Source organism: Mycolicibacterium diernhoferi (genome assembly GCF_019456655.1).
In the GTDB taxonomy this organism is placed as follows: Bacteria; Actinomycetota; Actinomycetes; order Mycobacteriales; family Mycobacteriaceae; genus Mycobacterium; species Mycobacterium diernhoferi.
On the sequence record NZ_CP080332.1, the window covers coordinates 3590073 to 3609936 of the forward strand.

Genomic DNA, 19864 nt, shown 5'->3' on the forward strand with positions numbered 1-19864 from the left:
CGGTCATCGGCTCACGCACGCTCCAACAGCCAGACCAGCATCGCCTTCTGGGCGTGCAGCCGGTTCTCGGCCTCGTCGAACACCGCGCTCTGCGGCCCGTCGATCACCTCGTCGGTGATCTCGTGGCCGCGGTGCGCCGGAAGGCAGTGCAACACAACCGCTTCCGGGTCGGCCAGCGCGAGCAGCTCGCTGTTGACCTGGAACGGACGGAACGGGCGCACCCGGTCCAGTCCGTCGTTCTCCTGCCCCATCGAGGTCCAGGTGTCGGTGACCAGCACATCCACCCCCTCCACCGAGGCCTTGGCGTCCGAGGTGACGTTCACCGTCGCCCCGGTCTCGGCGGCGCGGCGCCTGGCCGCGTCGACGAACTGCGGGTCCGGTTCGAACCCGGCCGGTGCGGCGATGGTGACGCTGATGCCGGCGGTGACGCCGCCCAGCATCAGCGAGTGCGCCATGTTGTTGGCGCCGTCGCCCAGGTAGGTCAGCTTCAGCCCGGCCAGCTTGCCCTTACGCTCGGCCAGCGTCTGCAGGTCGGCCAGCACCTGGCAGGGATGGAACTCGTCGGAGAGCGCATTGACGATGGGCACCGTGGCGCCGGTGGCCATGGCGGTCAGCCGTTCCTGGGCGAAGGTGCGCCACACGATGGCGTCGACGTAGCGCGACAGCACCGCGCCGGTGTCCTCCAGGGTCTCCTCGCGGCCGAGTTGGGTGCTGCGTCCGTCGACCACCACGGCGTGCCCACCGAGTTGGGCGATGCCCATCTCGAAGGAGAACCGGGTCCGGGTGGAGTTCTTCTCGAAGATGACCGCGACGCCGCGCGGGCCCTCCAGCGGGCGGCGGCTGAACGGCGCCTGCTTGAGTTCGGCGGCGAGCGCCAGCACCTCGGCCTGTTCGTCGGGCGTCAGGTCGTCGTCGCGCAAGAAGTGTCGTGTCATGCGGTGGTCCCCTTGTCCAGCACTGCGGGCAGTGCGGTGAGAAATTCGTCGATCTGGGCCTCGGTGATGATCAGCGGCGGCGCCAGCCGGATCACGTCGGCGGCGGCCGCGTTGACCAGGAAGCCGGCCTCGCGGGCCGCGGCCTCCACCGCCTTGGCCTTCTCCGTGGTCAGCACCACGCCCAGCAGCAGGCCCTTGCCCCGGACCCGTTGCACGAGCGGGTGCTGCAGTTCCTCGATGCCGTGGCTGAGCGTCTTGCCCAGCACGCCGGCCCGGGCGACCAGGTCGTCGGCGGCCAGCGTCTTGAGCACCGCCACCGCGGCGGCGGTGCAGACCGGGTTGCCGCCGAAGGTGCTGCCGTGCAGCCCCGGGGTGAGCAGGTCACCGGTGGCGCCAACTGCCAGGCAGGCACCGATGGGCAGGCCGCCGCCCAGGCCCTTGGCCAGCGTGATGACGTCGGGGGTGATGCCGTCGTGCTGGTGGGCGAAGAACGCGCCGGTGCGCCCGACGCCGGTCTGCACCTCGTCGAGCACCAGCAGCGCACCGTGTTTCGAGGTGACCTCACGGGCCTTGGCCAGGTATCCCGGGGGCGGGACGACGACGCCGCCCTCCCCCATGATCGGTTCCAGGAACACCGCGGCGGTCTGATCGTCGACCGCGGCCTCGAGTGCGGCGGCGTCCCCGTACGGCACGAAGGTGACGTCACCGGGCAGCGGTTCGAACGGTGCCCGCTTGGCGGGCTGGCCGGTCAGCGCCAGCGAGCCCATCGTGCGGCCGTGGAAACCGCCTTCGGCGGCAACGATTTTGATGCGCCCGGTGAGCCGGGTGATCTTGAAGGCGACCTCATTGGCCTCGGTGCCGGAATTGCAGAAGAACGCCCGTGCGGGTGTGCCCAGCTGCGCGACGAGCGCTTCGGCCAATGCGATACCGGGTTCGGTGGCATACAGATTCGAGGTGTGCCCGAGGGTGTTGAGCTGGGTGGTGACGGCCTCGATGACGGCGGGGTGACGGTGCCCGAGCAGGTTGACCGCGATCCCGCCGAGCAGGTCGAGGTAGCTCTTGCCCTCGGCGTCGGTGACCACCGCCCCGTCCCCACTGACCAGGGCCAGCGGCGGGGTGCCGTAGTTGTTCATCATCACCGCTTCCCAGCGGTCCTGCAGCGTCGGGTTGCTCATGCGGGCACCACTTTCGTTCCGGTCCCTTCGTTGGTGAAGAGCTCCACCAACACACAGTGTTCGACGCGACCGTCGATGACATGCGCGCTGGGTACCCCGCCGTTCACCGCCCGCAGGCAGGCCTCGATCTTGGGCACCATGCCCGATTCCAGCTTGGGCAGCATCTGGGTCAGGGCGGCGGCATCGATCTCGCTGACCAACGAGGTGCGGTCCGGCCAGTCGGTGTAGAGACCCTCGACGTCGGTGAGCATCAGCAGCTTCTCCGCGCCCAGCGCCTCGGCCAGCGCGGCCGCGGCGGTGTCGGCGTTGATGTTGTGCACCACACCTTCGACGTCCGGGGCGATGGTGGAGACCACCGGGATACGGCCGGCGGCAATGAGATCCAGCAGGGATCCGGCGTTGACATGCTCGACGTCGCCGACCAGCCCGATATCGGTGGCCACCCCGTCGACGGTGACGCTGCGCCGCACCGCGGTGAACAGCTGGGCGTCCTCACCGGTGACACCGACCGCGTACGGGCCGTGCGCGTTGATCAACCCGACCAGTTCGCGGCCGACCTGCCCGAACAGCACCATCCGGGCCACATCGAGGACTTCGGGTGTGGTCACCCGGAAGCCGCCCTTGAAGTCCCCCTCGATGCCGAGTTTCTTGAGCATCGCGCTGATCTGCGGGCCACCGCCGTGCACCACGACCGGACGGATACCGCAGTTGCGCAGGAACACCATGTCCGCGGCGAAGGCCGCCTTGAGGGTGTCGTCGGTCATGGCGTTGCCGCCGTACTTGACCACCACGATCTTGCCGTGCAGCTGCTTGAGCCACGGCAGGGCCTCGGCGAGGACCGCCGCTTTCTGGGGCGTCGAGGTCATGAGCTGTAGGCCGAGTTCTCTTCGACGTACGCATGGGACAGGTCGGTGGTCCGCACGCTGGCCGTGCCGCTGCCCGAGGCCAGGTCGATCAGCACCTCGATGACATCGCCGGACAGGTCGACCTCGCGGGCGCCGGGCGCGCCGGCGCCGTCGACACATACCGGGGATCCGTTGAACGACACGCTGATCCGTTGCGGGTCCAGGGTCACCGGGGCGATGCCCACCGAGGCGAGCACCCGGCCCCAGTTCGGGTCGGAGCCGAACAACGCGGTCTTGACCAGGCTGTCGCGGGCCACCGCCCGGGCGGCGACCAGCGCCTCGTCGTCGTTGAGCGCCCCGGCCACGGTGATGGTGACCTTCTTGGTGACGCCCTCGGCGTCGGCCTGCAGCTGCGCGCACAGGTCGTCACAGACCGCGAGCACGGCGGCGTCCAGCTCGTCCTGGCTGGGAGTGACCTCGCTGGCGCCCGAGGACAGCAGCAGCACGGTGTCGTTGGTGGAGCAGCTGCCGTCGATGTCGAGCCGGTCGAAGGTCTTCGCGGCGGCCCGGCGCAACGCGGTGTCCAGCGCGGTGGCGTCGGCGACGGCGTCGGTGGTGAGGACCACCAGCATGGTGGCCAGCGACGGCGCCATCATGCCCGCACCCTTGGCCATCCCGCCGACCGTCCAGTTCTCGGCGTGCAGCGCAACCTGTTTCGGCACGGTGTCGGTGGTCATGATGGCCCGGGCGGCTTCCTCGCCGCCGGTGAGGCCGCCGGCCATCTCGTGCACGATCTCGGTGACCCCGGCCAGCACCTTGTCCATCGGCAGCCGGTCGCCGATCAGGCCGGTCGAGCACACCGCGACCTCGATGGCGCCGGTCTCGGTGCCCCAGTCGCTGAGCGCGGCGGCCAGCGCCTCCGCGGTGGCATGGGTGTCCTGGAAACCGAGCGGACCGGTGCAGGCGTTGGCGCCGCCGGAGTTCAGGATGACCGCCCGCAACCGCCCGGTGGTGAGCACCTGCTGGGACCACTGCACGGGCGCGGCCTTGATCTGGTTGCGGGTGAATACGCCCGCGGCGTGGTGATCGGGGCCCTCGTTGAACACCAGGGCGAGGTCCAGCTTGCCGGTGGCCTTGATGCCCGCGGAGATCCCGGTGGCCCGGAAGCCCGCCGGGGCGGTCACGCCTTGGGTCCTCACCAGCTTCGAGGTCGGATGGTTCGCTGCGCAAGCTCCGCTCACGGTGCCACTCCCACGGTCGAAAGTCCTTCCGTCTCCGGCCAACCCAGGGCCAGATTCATCGATTGCACGGCGGCACCGCCGGTGCCCTTGGTCAGGTTGTCGATGGCGCAGACCGCCACCAGGGTCTTGGCGTCCACATCCACGGCGACCGCGATCTGGGCGGCGTTGCTGCCGATCACCGAACCGGTCTTGGGCAGCTGCCCCTCGGGCAGAAGGTGGATGAACGGCTCTGCGCCGTAGGCCTTTTCGTACGCGGTGCGGATCTCGGCCTCGGATGCCGTGGTGGGTGCGGTGCAGGTCGCCAGGATGCCCCGCGAGGTCGGGATGAGCACCGGCGTGAACGATACGGTCACCGTCTTGTCGGTGACCTTGCGCAGACCCTGTGCGATCTCCGGGGTATGTCGGTGCTTGCCGCCGATGTTGTAGGCCCGCGCCGAACCGATCACCTCGGCCCCGAGCAGATCCACCTTGGCCGACTTGCCCGCACCGGAGGTGCCACTGACGGCGACCACGGTGACATTGGGTTCGGCGAGGCCGGCGGCGACGGCCGGCAGCAGGGCCAGCAGCGCCGAGGTCGGGTAGCAGCCGGGCACGGCGATCCGGGTGGCACCCTTCAGTGCGTCGCGGCCGCCGGGCAGTTCCGGCAGCCCATAGGGCCACGTCCCGGCGTGCGCACTCCCGTAGAACTTCTCCCAGTCCGTGGCGTCGGTCAGCCGGAAATCCGCGCCGCAGTCGATGATGACGGTGTCGCCGAGTTGTTCGGCCAGCGCGGCGGAATGCCCGTGCGGCAGGCCGAGGAAGACGACGTCATGCTGAGCCAGCAGCTCGGCCTCGGTGGGCTGCAGCACCCGGTCGGCCAACGGCAGCAGGTGCGGATGGTGCTCACCGAGCGTGCTGCCCGCACTCCCGGCGGCGGTGAGCGCGCCGATGGTCAGGCGCCCGTCCGCGTAGGCGGGGTGGCCGAGCAGCAGGCGCAGGATCTCGCCGCCCGCGTACCCGCTGGCACCGGCGACGGCTACGGAAGTCATTCAACAATTCTGCATTTTTATACACACATATGCAAACTCATTAATGACGCCGTCGGCGAACCTGACGGAATGGCGCAATCCACTCGCACTTCGCCGCCCGTTTGTCCGGTTGGGCGGGGTGGGTCAGGCGCGCTGGACCGCGCCCACCCGCTGCTCAGCGGCCTGCACCGCGGCCACCCGGGCCGCGCTGGCCTCGTCCTCGGTCAACGTCCGGTCGGCCGCCCGGAACCGCAGCGCCAGGGTCAGCGACTTGCGGCCCTCCCCGATCTGCGGGCCGGTGTACACGTCGAACAACCGGACATCCTCCAGCAGCTCACCGGCGCCCGCGCGGACCGCGTCGACCACCTCGGCGGCGGCGACGTCCTCGGCGACGATCAGGCTGACGTCCTGGAACACCGCGGGGAACGGCGACACCCGCGGCGCCGGCAGCGTCTCCACGATGGGGATGTCATCGAGGTTCAACTCCACCGCGCAGGTGCCGACCGGCAGACCGGCCCGCTCGACGACCGCGGGGTGCAGCTGACCGGCGTAGCCGACGGTCACCTCCCCGACGAGCACCTCGGCGCACCGGCCCGGATGCCACGGCAGTTCCTGGGCCGCGCGCAGGGTGAACGCGATCCCGGCGGCACGCCCGATCACCTGCACCGCTTCGAAGGCGTCGGCGGCCTGCACCGGCCGGCCCGGACCCCACGGCCCGGCGAGCTCGCGCAGACCGGCGAGCACCACCGCCACGTGCTCGGGCTGGCGGGGCAGCGAGTCGTCCAGCCCGGCGATCTCCTCCGCGGTGGGACGACGATCGGTCGGGATGCGTTCCACCGAACGGGTATCGGCGGTCCGCACCGCCACGTGCGAGATGGCGAACAGAGAGGTGTCCACCGCACCGCGGGACACGTTGCGCGACAGCGCCTCCAGCAGACCCGGCAGCAGCGTGCTGGCCAGCTGCGGCCGGTCGGACTCCAGCGGGTTGAGCACCGTCACCGTCGCGCGACGCGGGTCGTCTGCCGGAAGACCCCAGGTGTCGAACACCCCGGCGGGCAGGAACGGGGTCGGCAGCACCTCGACATAGCCGTTGAGCGCCAACGATTTCCCGAGGGCACGGCGACGCTTCTGCACCGCGGTGAGTCCACGTCCGGGAGGCGCCGGCGGCAGCACCGACGGAATGGCGTCCAGACCCTCCAGCCGCAGCACCTCCTCGACGAGGTCCGCGGGTTCACGCAGATCGGTGCGCCAGCTCGGCGGCTTGGCGATGATCCGGTGGTGAGCGCCTTCGGTCACTTCGGTGACCACGGCACCGATCTGGGTCAGCCGCCGCGCCGCCACCCCAGCCGGGTAGCTCACGCCGGCGACCCGGTCGGGCAGATCGGCCGGCATGCTGACCTCGGCCGGCGACCAGTCCGTGCGCGGCGGGTCACCACGCCAGTCGGTCAGGGTGTTCTCGACGGTGCCACCGGCGATTTCGGCGAGCAGCGTGGCGCACCGGTCCAGGGCGGCCACCGAGATGGCCGGGTCGACGGTGCGTTCGTAGCGCCGGCCGGCCTCACTGGCCAGCCGCAGCCGGCGCTGGGTCCGCGACACCGCCGCCGGATCCCACACCGCGGCCTCCAGCAACACGTCGGTGGTGGACTCGCGCACCTCGGTGGTCCCCGCGCCCATCACACCGCCGATGGCGGCGGTCGCGACATCGTCGACGATCAGCACATCCCCGTCGTTCAGGGTGCGGGTGACGTCATCGAGCGTCACCACCTGCTCACCCTGCTCGGCGAACCGCACCGTGAAACCGCCGGTGATCAGCGACCGGTCGTGTGCGTGCATCGGGTGGCCGAGTTCGAGCATCACGTAGTTGGTGACGTCGACGGCCGGTGAGATGGCGCGGATGCCGGACAGCAGCAGGCGACGCTGCAGCCACCACGGTGAGACGGCGGCCGGGTCGATCCCGCTGACCGGGCGCAGCCCGAACCGCTGGACCCCGGTGCCGGGTTGCACGGTCAGCGGCCAGGCCTCCCCCTCGGCGGGCAGGGCCGGGACGTCCGCGGGATCGACGAAGTCCAGATCCAGGGCGCAGGCGATGTCGCGGGCCATGCCGCGCATGGACAGGCAGTAGCCGCGGTCCGGGGTGATGGCCAGATGGAAGACCACATCGTCGAGGCCGAGCACCTCGATGCCCGACGCGCCGGGTTCGGCGGTGCCCGGGGGCAGCACGATGATCCCGGACTGGTCGACACCGAGGTTGAGTTCGGCGGCCGAGCAGATCATGCCGTCGGAGACGCGGCCGTAGGTCTTGCGCTGGGCGATGGCGAAGTCGCCGGGCAGGGTGGTGCCGGGCAGTGCCGCGACCACCAGATCACCCACCGCGAAGTTGCGTGCGCCGCAGATGATGTCGCGCGGTTCGGGTTCACCCACGTCCACCTTGCAGGCGCGGATCGGCTTCTTGAACTCGGTCAGTTCCTCGATCTCGGTGACCCGACCGACGGTCAGCGGACCGGTGACCGGGCCGACCGGTTTGATCTCCTCGACCTCGTGGCCGATCCGGATGAGCGTCTGCTCAAGGTCGTCGACGGACATGTCCCAGTCGGGGTTGCCCAACCGGATGGTGTCACGCAGCCAGCTGTACGGAACGCGCATCAGGCACCCACCCCGAACGGCAGGGAGAACCGCACGTCACCCTCGACCATGTCGCGCATGTCGGGAATCCCGTTGCGGAACTGCAGGGTCCGCTCCAGACCCATCCCGAAGGCAAAGCCCGAATACTCGGCCGGGTCGATACCGCACGCCCGCAACACATTCGGGTTGACCATGCCGCAACCACCCCATTCGACCCAGCCGGGTCCGCCCTTTTTGTTCTCGAACCACACGTCGACCTCGGCCGACGGTTCGGTGAACGGGAAGAAATGCGGACGGAACCGGGTTCGGCCCGCCGGCCCGAACTCCGCGCGGGCCAGGGCGTCCAGCGTGCCGCGCAGATTGGCCATGGTCAGCCCCTTGTCCACCGCGAGGCCCTCGACCTGATGGAACACCGGCGTATGAGTGGCATCGAGTTCGTCGGTGCGGAAGGTGCGGCCCAGCGAGACGATGTACACCGGCAGCTCACGTTCCAGCAGTGCCCGGATCTGCACCGGCGAGGTGTGCGTGCGCAGCACCTGCCGCGAACCGTCCGGGGCGATCTGGAAGGTGTCCTGTTCACTGCGTGCCGGGTGGTCCAGCGGGAAGTTCAGCGCGTCGAAGTTGAACTGTTCGGTCTCGACCTCGGGCCCTTCGGCCAGCTCCCAGCCCATTGCGACGAAAGTGTCCGCGATGCGCTCGGTCAGCAGCGTGATCGGGTGACGCGCGCCGATCGGCTGCCGGGTCGAGGGCAGCGTGACGTCGATGCGTTCGGCGACGAGCACCGCGGCGTCGCGCTCGGCGCGCAGCGCCTCCAGCCGCTCGTCGTAGGCCTGCTGCGCTTCGGTGCGTGCGACGTTGACCCGCTTACCGGCGTCGGCCCGCTCGGCCTTGGGCAACGAGCCCAAGGCCTGACGCGCCAGCGCGATCGGGGATCGGTCACCGAGGTGTTCGGTCCTGGCCCGGGCCAACGCGTCCAGATCGGCGGCGGCGTCGAAGGCCTGCCGGGCCGCGCTCACCGCGTTGATCAGGGCTTCTTCTGAGAGCTCCGCCACCCGGCGATCATAGGTGATGCGACGATGAGAGCGACGTCACGCACCCTCGGCGTTCTCCTGGGCGACATCTGTCTCGACGACGTCGCGACCGGGCGGCTCACGCCGCGCTCGCACCCGGTACATCAGCAGGTCGTCGGGCACCCCGCTGGGTTTGGCGGCGAACAGCTGCTTGCGGGTCCGCTTCACCGTCACCCCGAGGTCCACCAGCCCCTCATCGCCGATCCGCTCCAGCGTCGCGTGCGAGATCACCAACCCGCCCTTGGTGGCGCGTTCCATCACCCGGGCGGCGATGTTGACGTCCACCCCCAGCCAGTCCGACCCGATCCGCTGCGGGTGCCCGGTGTGGATGCCGGCCCGCATCCGCGGGGTGTATCCGTCCACGTCGACGGTGTCGACCGCGTCCAGCGCGGTGCGCACCGCGCGCACCGCGGTCGTCGGGTCACCGAACACCGCCATCGCCCCGTCGCCCATCCGTTTCACGATGCGGCCGCCCTCGGCCAGCATCGGTGGCTCGATCACCTGCGCGACCCGGCGCAACAACCGCAGCGTGGCGTCATCGCCGGCGCGCAGGGACCAGCCCGAGAAGCCGACCAGGTCGGTGAACACCAGCGTGACCTCCGGGTTGGCCGGCCGACCGGACACCCGTTCGGTGAGTGCCTGCCACACCTGCAGCGCGCCGAGGCTGACTTCCCGCGACACCGCGTCCCGCTCGAGCAGCCGGTCCGCGGCCCGGGCCGCGGCGCGCGGGCCACCCTCACCGGCGGCCGACAGCGGGTCGCCGAAGTCCGGGTCACCCGGCAGGGCGCGTCGCGCCCGCCTGATCAGGTCGATGGCATTGACGTTGTGATTGGTGGCCAGCAGCCACCCCAGGGGTCCTGGTTGACGACGCGGCGCCCCGGAATCGATCTCCCCCGTGCGTGCGGATCGTTCATCGAACGATTCGACTTCCACAGCGTCACCCTAGGCGGCGGTCCCGACACCCGGCAACGATGATCGGTCACGATGTTGCTCACATCAGCGGGCCGGGGGACCTCAGTCCGGCGACGGAGGGAATTCCTCGACCACGGCCGATGCCGCCTCGCCGATGATCGCGCGCATCGCCTGCTCGGCTTGTTTCTCCTCGCCCATCCTGATCGCACGTGCGACCTCGTCGTGCAGTGCGATCGCGGTCAGATCGGGCTTCTCCGGCATCATCCCGTGATGGGTACGGCCGGCGAGCACCTCGGCGACCACGCCGTTGAGGGCACGGAACATCTCGTTTCCGCTGGCTTCCAGGAGCGCCTGATGGAATGCCTTGTCCGCCAGCAGGTACGCGTCCAGGTCACCGGACCGTCCGTGCACCACCATGTCCGACACCGCGGTAGCCATGATCCGGCACTGGTGCGGGCTGGCGCGCCGGGCAGCCAGTGCCGCCGCGGCCGGTTCGAAGCCGAGCCGCAGCTCGGACAGCGACACCAGTTGGGCCACCCGGTCGCCGACGTCGAGCCGCCACCGGATCAGCATCGGGTCGAAGACGTTCCAGTTGTCGGCGGGCTGCACCGTGATGCCGACCCGGCGGCGGGACTGGACCATGCCCATGGACTCCAGGACCCGGATCGCTTCGCGGGCGACGCTGCGCGATACCCGATGGTCGGCACTGACCCCTTCGAGAGTGAGAACCCGTCCGGGCGAGTACTGACCGGACACGATGGCCGTCCCCAACGCAGTCAACAGACTGTCGTGAAGTGCACCAACATTGGGCCGAGCGACCATCGATAGATGATGCCAGAGAGCCGGTAGCAACGGAAGACGTCTCACTTTTACGCCAGCCCCTTGCAAAGATATGACGATTGATGGAAGCTATGTGACGTCTCGCACACAAAGTCGGTGGAGAGGGCGCATGGCAGCACCAATCGTGGTCATGGGAGTTTCAGGGTCGGGAAAGTCGACCGTCGGCGCTGCGTTGGCCCAGCGGCTACGGGTTCCGTTCGCGGACGCCGATGACTTCCACCCGCCGGCGAACCTCGCGAAGATGACGGCCGGGCATCCGCTCGACGACTCCGACCGCTATCCCTGGCTGGAGGCGATCGGGCTGTGGTTGGCCCAGCACCCCGACGGCGGCGTGATGAGCTGCTCGGCCTTGAAGCGGGTCTACCGAGACCAGCTGCGCCGGCATTGTGCCGAGATCGAGTTCCTGCACCTGGAGGGCACGGTCGAGACCATCGGCCGCCGCCAGGCCAGCCGGCCGGGACACTTCATGCCCGCAACGCTGCTGAAGTCCCAGTTCGAGACGCTCGAGCCACTGGAGGCCGACGAGCGCGGCGTCGCCATCAATGTGGACCAGAGCATCGACTCGATCATCGAAAGCTACGTGAGCACAACCGATTCCCGGACAACCAAGGAGGACCGATGATCGCGGGCACTGACATCACTCGGGTCGGGGGATCTCATGGAGGCAATTGACCCGGCATACGGAACCGCCACGCTGCTGCTGATCGCCGCGGCCGCGGTCGCGCTGCTGCTGTTCCTGATCATCAAGGTCAAGCTGCATGCCTTCGTGGCGCTGGTGCTGGTGAGCCTGCTGACCGCAGTGGCGGCCGGCATCCCGGTGGCCGATGTGCCGAGCGCGCTGTCCTTCGGCTTCTCCAACACGTTGGGCTCGGTCGCCCTGCTGGTCGGGTTCGGCGTCATGATCGGCCGGCTCCTGGAGATCACCGGCGGTGCCCAGGTCCTCGCCGACACGCTGATCAGCCGCTTCGGCGAGAAGCGCGCGCCGTTCGCCCTCGGCGTGGCCGCCCTGCTGTTCGGCTTCCCGATCTTCTTCGACGCCGGACTGGTGGTGTTCCTGCCGATCATCATGACGGTGGCACGGCGCTTCGGCGGCTCGATTCTGCTGTACGCGTTCCCGGCCGCCGGCGCCTTCGCGGCGATGCACGCCCTGGTGCCGCCCCACCCCGGTCCGGTGGCCGCGGCCGAACTGCTGGGTGCCAACATCGGCCTCACCCTGCTCGTCGGCGCGCCGGTCGCCGTCGCGTCCTGGTATGTCGGTGCATACCTGGTGTCCCAGGCCATCGGGAAGCGGATCCACGTCGATATCCCGACCTCGCTGTTCGGTGAGATCAACGGCGGCCGCGACATCGACTCCGGCACGGACAGCACATCCGGGCCGGGCCAGGCCGGCGTCGCCACCCGGACCGCCCCCGCCTTCGCGACGGTGCTCGGCGTGCTGCTGCTGCCGTTCGTGTTGATCTCGTTCAACACCGTGCTGGACACCCTGATGACCGCCGGTGTCATCGAGGAGGGCGCCACCTGGGCGAACTATCTCAAGCTGATCGGAACCACCTCGATTGCCCTGCTGATCACGGTGATCGTGGCGACATTGACGCTGGGCTTGCGTGGACGCTCGATGGCCGATGTCAGCGATATCCTCGACAACGCGCTCGGCCCGATCTGCGCGGTCATCCTGATCACCGGCGCCGGCGGAATGTTCGGTGGCGTGCTGCGACTCAGCGGTATCGGCGACGCGCTCAGCGGCTCCCTGTCGAACCTCGGTATCTCGCTGATCCTGCAGGCGTTCCTCATCGCCACCTTGCTCCGCGTCGCACAGGGCTCGGCCACCGTCGCACTGACCACCACGGCGGGACTGCTGAGCGCTTCGGTCGCCGCGGCGGACCTGAGCAGTCTGCAGCTCACGGCGCTGGTGGTGGCGATCGCGGCCGGCGCGACGGTGCTCTCCCACGTCAACGATTCGGGCTTCTGGCTCGTCAGCCGGTTCTTCGGCCTGGACGTGAAGACGACGCTCAAGACCTGGACGGTCATGGAGACCACCCTGGGCCTGAGCGCCTTCGTGATCAGCCTCGGCTTGTGGGCGCTGGCCTGAGGACCTGAACGGGTCGACAGCAACGGTGAGGTCAGACTCCGGTCGAAGGAGCAGTTCGGCGGGGGTTGAGTGGGGCCAGTGCCGACTCACACCGCCCGGCGAAGGACAGCACCTGCAGATCCGCCGACCAGGGCCCCACGATCTGCAGGCCGACCGGCAGGTCACGGTTCGAGAGGCCGATGGGCAGCGACAGCGCCGGCTGACCGGAGATGTTGAACGGGTAGGTGTAGGGGGTCCAGGTGGCCCACGGCAGCGGCGCATCGGCGTGTCCCCCGCTGGGTACCTCGGCCTCGGCGGCGAAAGCGGTCAACGGCATCGTCGGCATCACCAGCAGATCCCAACGGTCGAACAGCCCGAAGGCCCACTCGTTGAATGCGCGCCGCTGCTGTGTCACGGCGAAGAAGTCGGCCAGCGAATAGTCCTCGGCCAGGATCGCGAGCCGGGCCAGCCCGGGATCCATGACGTCGCGATGGGCTCGGATCACCTCGGCGAAGCCGAGCCCTCGTCCGGTCACCCACAGCCCGTCGAAGATCTCCAGGGGTGCGGCGCGATCCAGGGTGATCTCGGTCAGTTCGGCGACCCCGGCATCGGTCAACAGCCTGATCGCCGCATCGAAGACCTCGGCGACCTCGGCGCCCGGAGGTACCCCGAACGGTTCGCGGACCACCCCGACACGCAACCGCGCCGCCGGGTCCACGGGCACCCGGATCGAGAATGCGGATTGTGGATCACGGCTGTCCGGGCCACAGGTCAGCCCGAACACCGCCGCGGCGTCGTCCACGAATCGGGTCAACGGACCGGCGTGCGAAAGGTTCTCGTTGACCGTCCCGGGCCACACCGGGATCGCGCCCAAGGTGGGTTTGAAGCCGACCGCGCCGCAGAAGGACGCCGGAATCCGGATCGATCCGCCGGCGTCGGTGCCCGTGGCGATCGGGACCGCGCCGGTGGCGACGGTGGCGCCCGATCCGGCACTCGAACCGCCGGTGTTGCACGCGGTGTTCCAGGGATTGCGGGTCACACCGGTGCGGGGCGAATTGCCGGCTCCTTTCCAGCCGAACTCCGGTGTCGTCGCGCGGCCGATGATGACCGTGCCGGCCTCCTCGAGTCGCGCCACCATCGGTGAGGACTCCGTGACCGGATCGTCGGAGGTGGTCAGCGAGCCTTTCCAGCACGGCTGCCCCTCGATGTACATGTTGTCCTTGGCCGCGATCGGTACACCGTGGATCACGCTGCGCAGCAACCCGGCACGCGCCTCGGCCTCCCGCTGGACGGCTATGGACCGCGCACGTTCGGGCATCAGCGCCGCATAGGCGTTCACCGCGGGCTCTTCCCGGTTCGCAACGGCCAGCGCGCACTCGACGAGGTGGACCGGAGACAGTTCGCCGGCGGCGATCCGGCGCCCGAGTGCCACCGCACTGCTGGCGGCGTATTCCGCCAGGTCGAGGTCGACGAAGGTCATCGGACCGCCACCGTTCGCCAAGCCTCGCTGAAGGTGTCCGCCCAGGCCGGCGGAACAGACGTGCTCACCTTGACGAACCGTTCCCCGAAGATGGGCGACTGGTAGGTCCCGGGCCGGATGAACACTCCCGTCTCCTCGAGAATCCGGCGGCACAACTCGTCGGACGTCCAGCCACTGTCGGTGATGTCGATCGCCAGGAAATTGCCCTGCGAGCGGGGCACCACCACAGAGCCGACACCTGAACCGGCGACGGTCGTTTCGATCGCGTCGAGGTTCCGCCGGTTCACCCGCCGCAGATCGGGCAACCAGCGATCCCGGATGCGCAGCCCGGCGATCGCGGCGCGCTGCCCCTGAATGCCGGCGCCGAGCGGGTTGGCGGGTACGGCCATCACCTCGGCGAGCAACTCCGGTGCGGCCACCACCGCGCCCACCCGCAATCCGGCCAGCCCCAGCCACTTCGAGAAGCTGTAGGTGGTGAAGGTTCGTTCGGGATACATCGTCGCCGCCAGCGTGTGCCCGTCGGCGAAATGCCGATAGGTGGCGTCGTGGATCAGGTAGGACCCCGACTGCCGGGCCACCTCCACGATATCGGCCAGTTCGGCTGCGGTATAAGAGCTTCCGAGCGGGTTGAGCGGATCGATCAGGTAGATCAGCGAACCCGGCTCGACCACCTCGGCGATCTGCCCTGCGGACAGTAGCCGGTTCGGCTGTTCGAAGACCGGCAATGCACTGACGGGTACACCGCCGACGCCGACGAAGCGCGCCGGCCACGGCCATCCCGGGTCGCTGGTGATCAGACGAGAGATCCTGGGCGCCAGCGTCGTACACACGTGGTGCAGGCCCGCCACCGCGCCGTCGACCACCCACGCGTCGAAACCTGGCAGACCCAGGTCCGCGACGATCAGTTCCCGCAGCTCGGTGAATCCGGCGGACGGGGCGTAGACCTGGAATTCGTGCCGCCGGGTGCTATCGGCCAGTGCCGCGAGTACCTCGGGCGCCGGATCGAGGTGCGTGGTGTTCTGCCCCATCCAGATCACATCGTCTCGACCGAGTAGTTCCTCGAACGAGGGTAGGACCGGCCCGCCCATCACAACACCTTCCCTTCCACAACGCGCGGCACATCATCGAAATACAGAGTGGCGCTTTGCATCACACAGTCCAGATGAGCCACCGCATCCACCGTTCCGCCATAGGCGACGGAGTTACCGAAGGCGATGTGGGCACTACCGAGTGATGACTCGGTCTCCATTGCCACACCGCATACCGAGCCCTGTGGGTTGAGGCCGATGGCGACCTCGGCCAGGTTCGTCATCCTCGGATCCGCGCACCGCGCCATCATCTCGGTCAGCCGGGCGGCCTCGTCGCCGTCGGTTCCGACCAGTACGCCGTCGCGGATGTGCAACGTCGAAGCCTCCCGGCACGGTCCGGCCCCCATGAACAGGTAGTCACCGTCGATCACCACGACCCCCGATGCGGATGATTCCACCGGGGCGGTGCCCGACTCGATGTCGGGCGGCGCCATATAAGCGCCCGGGTCACGCGCGATTCCGGTGAGCGCACGGCCTTTTCGCCCTCTGATCGAACCGGACAGGTCCGTGCCCGCAGGCGTGGTGAGCCGGAAGGTATCGGAGCTCTCCCACAGTGCCGCGATGGCCCGCGTGGTGACGGACAGCGCATCGAAGTCGACGTCGTAGGGCCCGCCGAGACGAAAGGTCTGCGTCGTGACGCCGGGCATGGCCAGGTAGCGGCGGCCCGCATCGGTGGCCCGCCGCCGCGCCTGGTTGGAACCGATGAACACCGACGTCAGTTCGATCGCGGCGTCCGCGTCCAGCAGTGCCTGGGCGGCATGTGCGGTGGCTTCGGAGCCGGGCAGGTCGTAGCGGGGCACCGTGACGATGCGGACGTGTGCGGCACGTGCGTCGAGCCCGAGCTCAAGCCCGCGGACCACCGCCTGATCTGTGCCGCCATCGATGAGCAGCACCACGGTTTCGTCAGCACGTACTCCCAGACAGGTATCCAGAACACGGGAGACGGTGCGCTCGGGAAGGGTTGACATGCGCTTCTATTCGGCCTTGATCTCGGCGGCGACCTCGGCGAGCACCTGCACGGTCCGCAGCCGGGATTCGACGCTGTCGGTGGTGGGAAACGCGGCGAAACAATCGATCCCGAGTTCTGCCATCGTCTTCAGATGGTCACGCACTACCGATTTGTCGCCGCACAGTGACATCCGCCGGACAAAGTCGTCCGGCAGCAGTCGGGCGGCGTCGGCGGCCTCTTGGAATTCTCCCCCGCCGTATGCGGACTTGACCCGCTGCGCGATGTCCTCGGGCAGTCCGGCCAGTCGGCAGTACTCGGGAGCGGTCTGTGGGAACCAGGCCGCGATGGTGCGACCGGCCGCCAGGGCGATCTCCTCGTCATCGTCGATGGCGCCGTACCCGAAAACGGTGATCGACGGACGGGCATCACGCCCTGCCTTCTCGGCACCACGCTCGATGTGGCTGATCGCGTACTGCAGGCCCTCGGGGTGCAGACCGGCCAGCAGGATGACGCCGTCGGCGACGCGGCCGGCCATCTCCAGCGTCTTGGGCCCACTCGCCGATACATAGAGCGGGATCTGCGCCGGCGCGCCATACCGGACGTGAGCCTTGTCGAGACTGAATCCGTTTGCCTCCCAGGTGACTTCTTCACCCGCCCAGAGTCTCCGGGTGGCCGTGATCGCGTCCTCCAGGACGGCCAGCCTGGCGGGTTTGTATCCCAACGCCAGCAGCGGTCGGTCCCCGGCTCCGATCCCGTACCGGAACCGTCCGCGGGATATCTCGTGCTGGGTCAGGGCCGCAACCGCGCTCACCCCGGGATGCCTGGTGATCGGGTTGGTGACAGCCGTGCCGATAGTCATCGTGCGGCTGTGCAGCGCGGCCAGCGTCGCGAACGAGTAGCAGCACTTCGCGTGCATGGAGGAATCGGTCAACCACAACTGGTCGATGCCCCAGCCTTCCATGGCGGTGACGATGCCGCCGAATTCATCTGCGGCGTAGACGGGTTGCAGGGCTGCTCCCACAAGCATGGCGAAATGTCCTTGTCTCGATGTCAGAGGGTGTCGCGGGTGGGGTCCGGGGACATGCTCAGCGCCGCGAACATGGCGTATGCGCGGGCCGCCTCCACGATCTCGTCCACGGTCAGGTGCTCGTTCGCCGCGTAGGCGCGCTCAGAGCCCGGACCGAAGATGATGGTGGGAACCTGGTGCCCGACACTGGAAGTGTCGCCCAACCAATTGCCTACCGAGACCGGTGATTCGTGTCCGCGGACTGCGGCCAACGCCCGGATCATGGTGGCGGCCACCTCATCGTCGCGCTTCACCAGGTAACCGTCCTTGACGTCGGCGAGCACCACCTCGGCCTGGAACCGCGGGTCGCGTTCCCGCGCACCGTCCAAACAGCGGTCGATCTCGGCGCGTACCTGCTCGATCGTCACGCCCGGCTGCGGCCGGCAGTCCACCCGGATGACGCATTCGTCGGGAATCATCGACGGCCCGCCGGGTGGCAGCCCGCCGTACACCCGGCCTGGCACCATGTAGGTCTCCGGGCCGAACAGTTCAAGCACCCAGTCCTCAAGCTGCGGCTCCAGTTTCGACGCGTCCAGTTCGATGATGGCGTGTGCGGCAAGGAGGTTCGCATTGATCGCGGTCGGCTTATGGCAGGTGTGGGCGCTCAGTCCGCGCACGGTGATGTCGAAGTAGTACCGGCCGCGATGACCCAGATAAACCTGACTGCCCGAGCACTCGCCGAGCACCGCCAGATCGGCATCGTGATGCGCAAAGTACTCGATGGCCCCGCGCTGGTCGCCCATGTGATCGACGACGCCGGCGAAGGCCAGTCTGCCGTTGAGTTCGATTCCACTGGCGCGCAGGGCTTCCATGGCGATCAGCTGGCATACCAGGGCCGCCTTCATGTCCATGATTCCTTGGCCGTAGATCGCGCCGTCGATCAACTCCCCCGAGTACGGTTCGGTGAGCGTCCATCCGTGCGACGGCGGCTTGGTGTCGATGTGCCCGGTCAGCACCACGGTCCGGCCACCGGTACCGAAATCGATGTGTCCGGTGGCGTTCGGCCGATCCGGGAGGACGGGCTGGGATGCCGCTGCATCGAATCCGGATCTGCGCATCATGTCCACGAGGTAGGCCGAGTACGCACCTTCCTCGCCCAGCACGCTGGGGATCCGGCAGATTTCCTGCACGGTCGTCACCAGCCGGTCGATGTCGATGTGCTTGTCGACGATGGCCAACGTCTGAGCATCGGATGTCGCTATCACGCCAGTTTCCTCCTCGATTAACGACAATATATGAGCGGCTGCCGAACACAGTCAACTCGTAGACATCACATTAGTATCGCTTTGACATGGTCTTTTATCGCCGCGAGCGGCTCGTAACACAACGTTTTCTTCATTGAAACCGCAAGTAACCGATCGATTGAATACTATCGTCAAGATTCGATTGACCGTCCGTACCCACTTGGAGGATCCCGCGCCCATGAAGATGTCCACCTGGGTCGCCGCCAGCGCGGCCGCCGCAACCGCCCTCGCTCTTGCCGGGTGCTCATCCGGCAAGACTTCGGAATCCAGCACCGATGCCGACGGAGCCACGGCCGCCACACTGATGCTTCCGTTCCCCCGCGGAATCTTCTGGTCCCCGTTGGTCGTCGCGGAAGAGCAGGGCTACTTCGCCGACGAAGGGTTGGATCTGACCATCGAAGAGGCCGACGGCTCAGGCTTTGTCACGCAGCAGTTGATCTCCGGCAATCTCGACTACGGCTTCTCCGGCGCGGCCAGTGCCGTGGTGGCCGCCGAGAAGGATCCCAACCTGCGCATTCCGATGTGCTACCCGGCCAGCAATATCTTCATCATCGTGACCCCTGAGGGGTCGGACGTCGCCTCGGTGGCCGATCTGCGCGGCAAGACGCTCGGGATCACCGAGGCCGGCGGCGGCGAGGAGCCGATCGTGAACGCGGCGTTGGCCGAAGCCGGGATGAAGCCTGGAGCCGACGTCACCCTGCTGCCGATCGGCGGTGCGGGCCCGCAGTCGCTGACCGCCTTGCAGAACGGGACGGTGGACGCCTACGCCACCAGCTTCGCCGATCTGGCCACCTTCACCGCGGCCGGAAACAAATTCACCGATATCACCCCGAGCTCGCTGGACGTCATTCCCGGCGACTGCATGGTGACCACCGCCGCAGCCTTGGCCGATCCCGCCAAGCGGGAGATCGGCGTCAAGATCGCCCGCGCCTACACCAAGGGCGCAGCATTCATCGACGCCAATCCCGAAGGTGCACTGGACATCGTGTGCAAGGCGGTGCCGGAGGAATGCACCGACATGAACTACGCGAAGGTGTACTTCGACGAGGTCCGCCGCTACGCCGGCAACTACCAGCCCGGTACCCCGTACGGCGCGGTGACCGCTGACGGCTGGGAGACCACCGTGAAGGTGTTAGCCGATTCCGGGGTGATCGAAGGCACCGTCGACCCCGTCGCCATCGGCACCGGCGAGGACATCGCCGACCTCCAGTCCGAATACTCCGACATCGACCTGCCCGCCGTACAAAAGGATGCACAGCAGTATGCGCCGTGAGGCAGTCTCGGCCCGGATCACGACCGGTGACCACACGGCCACCGGCTCC

Annotated in this window: 17 protein-coding genes; 3 read left to right on the forward strand and 14 right to left on the reverse strand. The window is 68.4% G+C overall.

What is annotated here, in order from left to right:
- Nucleotides 1–11: 11 nt before the first annotated feature.
- The 9 genes from argF to K0O62_RS17120 form a co-directional block, all read right to left on the reverse strand.
- Complete coding sequence (gene argF / locus K0O62_RS17080; protein ID WP_073859335.1) at nucleotides 12–935, reverse strand: ornithine carbamoyltransferase; 924 nt, start codon at nucleotides 933–935, stop codon at nucleotides 12–14.
- Nucleotides 932–2110, reverse strand: coding sequence for an acetylornithine transaminase (locus K0O62_RS17085; protein ID WP_073859336.1), 1179 nt, complete (start codon nucleotides 2108–2110; stop codon nucleotides 932–934). The genes argF and K0O62_RS17085 overlap by 4 nt, the downstream gene beginning before the upstream one ends.
- Nucleotides 2107–2976 carry an acetylglutamate kinase gene (gene argB / locus K0O62_RS17090; protein WP_073859337.1) on the reverse strand — a complete coding sequence of 290 codons (870 nt, stop codon included), beginning with the start codon at nucleotides 2974–2976 and terminating at the stop codon, nucleotides 2107–2109. The genes K0O62_RS17085 and argB overlap by 4 nt, the downstream gene beginning before the upstream one ends.
- Nucleotides 2973–4196: a bifunctional glutamate N-acetyltransferase/amino-acid acetyltransferase ArgJ gene (gene argJ, locus K0O62_RS17095; RefSeq protein WP_073859338.1), complete on the reverse strand. Its 1224-nt coding sequence runs from the start codon at nucleotides 4194–4196 to the stop codon at nucleotides 2973–2975. Before argJ ends, argB begins: the two co-directional genes overlap by 4 nt.
- Entirely contained in the window at nucleotides 4193–5224 is a 1032-nt protein-coding gene (gene argC / locus K0O62_RS17100) for an N-acetyl-gamma-glutamyl-phosphate reductase (protein WP_073859339.1), read from the reverse strand. The genes argJ and argC overlap by 4 nt, the downstream gene beginning before the upstream one ends.
- A 123-nt stretch (nucleotides 5225–5347) precedes the next feature.
- Nucleotides 5348–7846 (reverse strand): phenylalanine--tRNA ligase subunit beta, encoded by a 2499-nt coding sequence (gene pheT / locus K0O62_RS17105; RefSeq protein ID WP_073859340.1) that lies wholly within the window; start codon nucleotides 7844–7846, stop codon nucleotides 5348–5350.
- On the reverse strand, nucleotides 7846–8877 hold the full coding sequence (gene pheS, locus K0O62_RS17110) for a phenylalanine--tRNA ligase subunit alpha (protein WP_165637058.1): 1032 nt from the start codon (nucleotides 8875–8877) through the stop codon (nucleotides 7846–7848). Before pheS ends, pheT begins: the two co-directional genes overlap by 1 nt.
- Nucleotides 8878–8913: 36 nt before the next feature.
- The gene (locus K0O62_RS17115) at nucleotides 8914–9828 is read right to left on the reverse strand and encodes an adenylate/guanylate cyclase domain-containing protein (RefSeq protein WP_073859342.1); all 915 of its coding nucleotides are present in this window, start codon (nucleotides 9826–9828) and stop codon (nucleotides 8914–8916) included.
- A gap of 81 nt (nucleotides 9829–9909) precedes the next feature.
- Nucleotides 9910–10629, reverse strand: coding sequence for a FadR/GntR family transcriptional regulator (locus K0O62_RS17120; RefSeq protein WP_073859343.1), 720 nt, complete (start codon nucleotides 10627–10629; stop codon nucleotides 9910–9912).
- Nucleotides 10630–10756: 127 nt separating this feature from the next.
- Here K0O62_RS17120 and K0O62_RS17125 point away from each other — a divergent pair, with 127 nt between their 5' ends.
- Together K0O62_RS17125 and K0O62_RS17130 are read left to right on the forward strand one after the other, a co-directional pair.
- Nucleotides 10757–11269, forward strand: a complete 513-nt coding sequence (locus K0O62_RS17125; protein ID WP_073859344.1) for a gluconokinase — start codon at nucleotides 10757–10759, stop codon at nucleotides 11267–11269.
- A 36-nt stretch (nucleotides 11270–11305) separates the two neighbouring features.
- Entirely contained in the window at nucleotides 11306–12736 is a 1431-nt protein-coding gene (locus K0O62_RS17130) for a GntP family permease (RefSeq protein ID WP_073859345.1), read from the forward strand.
- Between the two features lie 31 nt (nucleotides 12737–12767).
- Here the strand turns inward: K0O62_RS17130 and K0O62_RS17135 are convergent, their stop codons facing one another.
- Genes K0O62_RS17135 through K0O62_RS17155 form a run of 5 tightly spaced genes read right to left on the reverse strand, consistent with a single transcriptional unit; the run spans nucleotide 12768 to nucleotide 18503 of the window.
- On the reverse strand, nucleotides 12768–14195 hold the full coding sequence (locus K0O62_RS17135) for an amidase (RefSeq protein ID WP_079244654.1): 1428 nt from the start codon (nucleotides 14193–14195) through the stop codon (nucleotides 12768–12770).
- The gene (locus K0O62_RS17140) at nucleotides 14192–15283 is read right to left on the reverse strand and encodes an aminotransferase class I/II-fold pyridoxal phosphate-dependent enzyme (protein ID WP_073859382.1); all 1092 of its coding nucleotides are present in this window, start codon (nucleotides 15281–15283) and stop codon (nucleotides 14192–14194) included. Before K0O62_RS17140 ends, K0O62_RS17135 begins: the two co-directional genes overlap by 4 nt.
- Complete coding sequence (locus K0O62_RS17145; RefSeq protein ID WP_131817472.1) at nucleotides 15283–16251, reverse strand: 2,5-dihydroxypyridine 5,6-dioxygenase NicX family protein; 969 nt, start codon at nucleotides 16249–16251, stop codon at nucleotides 15283–15285. The genes K0O62_RS17140 and K0O62_RS17145 overlap by 1 nt, the downstream gene beginning before the upstream one ends.
- A gap of 6 nt (nucleotides 16252–16257) precedes the next feature.
- Complete coding sequence (locus K0O62_RS17150) at nucleotides 16258–17259, reverse strand: LLM class flavin-dependent oxidoreductase (protein WP_079244652.1); 1002 nt, start codon at nucleotides 17257–17259, stop codon at nucleotides 16258–16260.
- 23 nt (nucleotides 17260–17282) lie between these two features.
- On the reverse strand, nucleotides 17283–18503 hold the full coding sequence (locus K0O62_RS17155; protein WP_131817473.1) for a M20 family metallopeptidase: 1221 nt from the start codon (nucleotides 18501–18503) through the stop codon (nucleotides 17283–17285).
- Nucleotides 18504–18720: 217 nt separating this feature from the next.
- Between K0O62_RS17155 and K0O62_RS17160 the strand changes: the two genes are divergently transcribed.
- Nucleotides 18721–19815, forward strand: coding sequence for an ABC transporter substrate-binding protein (locus K0O62_RS17160; protein WP_073859349.1), 1095 nt, complete (start codon nucleotides 18721–18723; stop codon nucleotides 19813–19815).
- The last annotated feature ends 49 nt before the right edge of the window (nucleotides 19816–19864 follow it).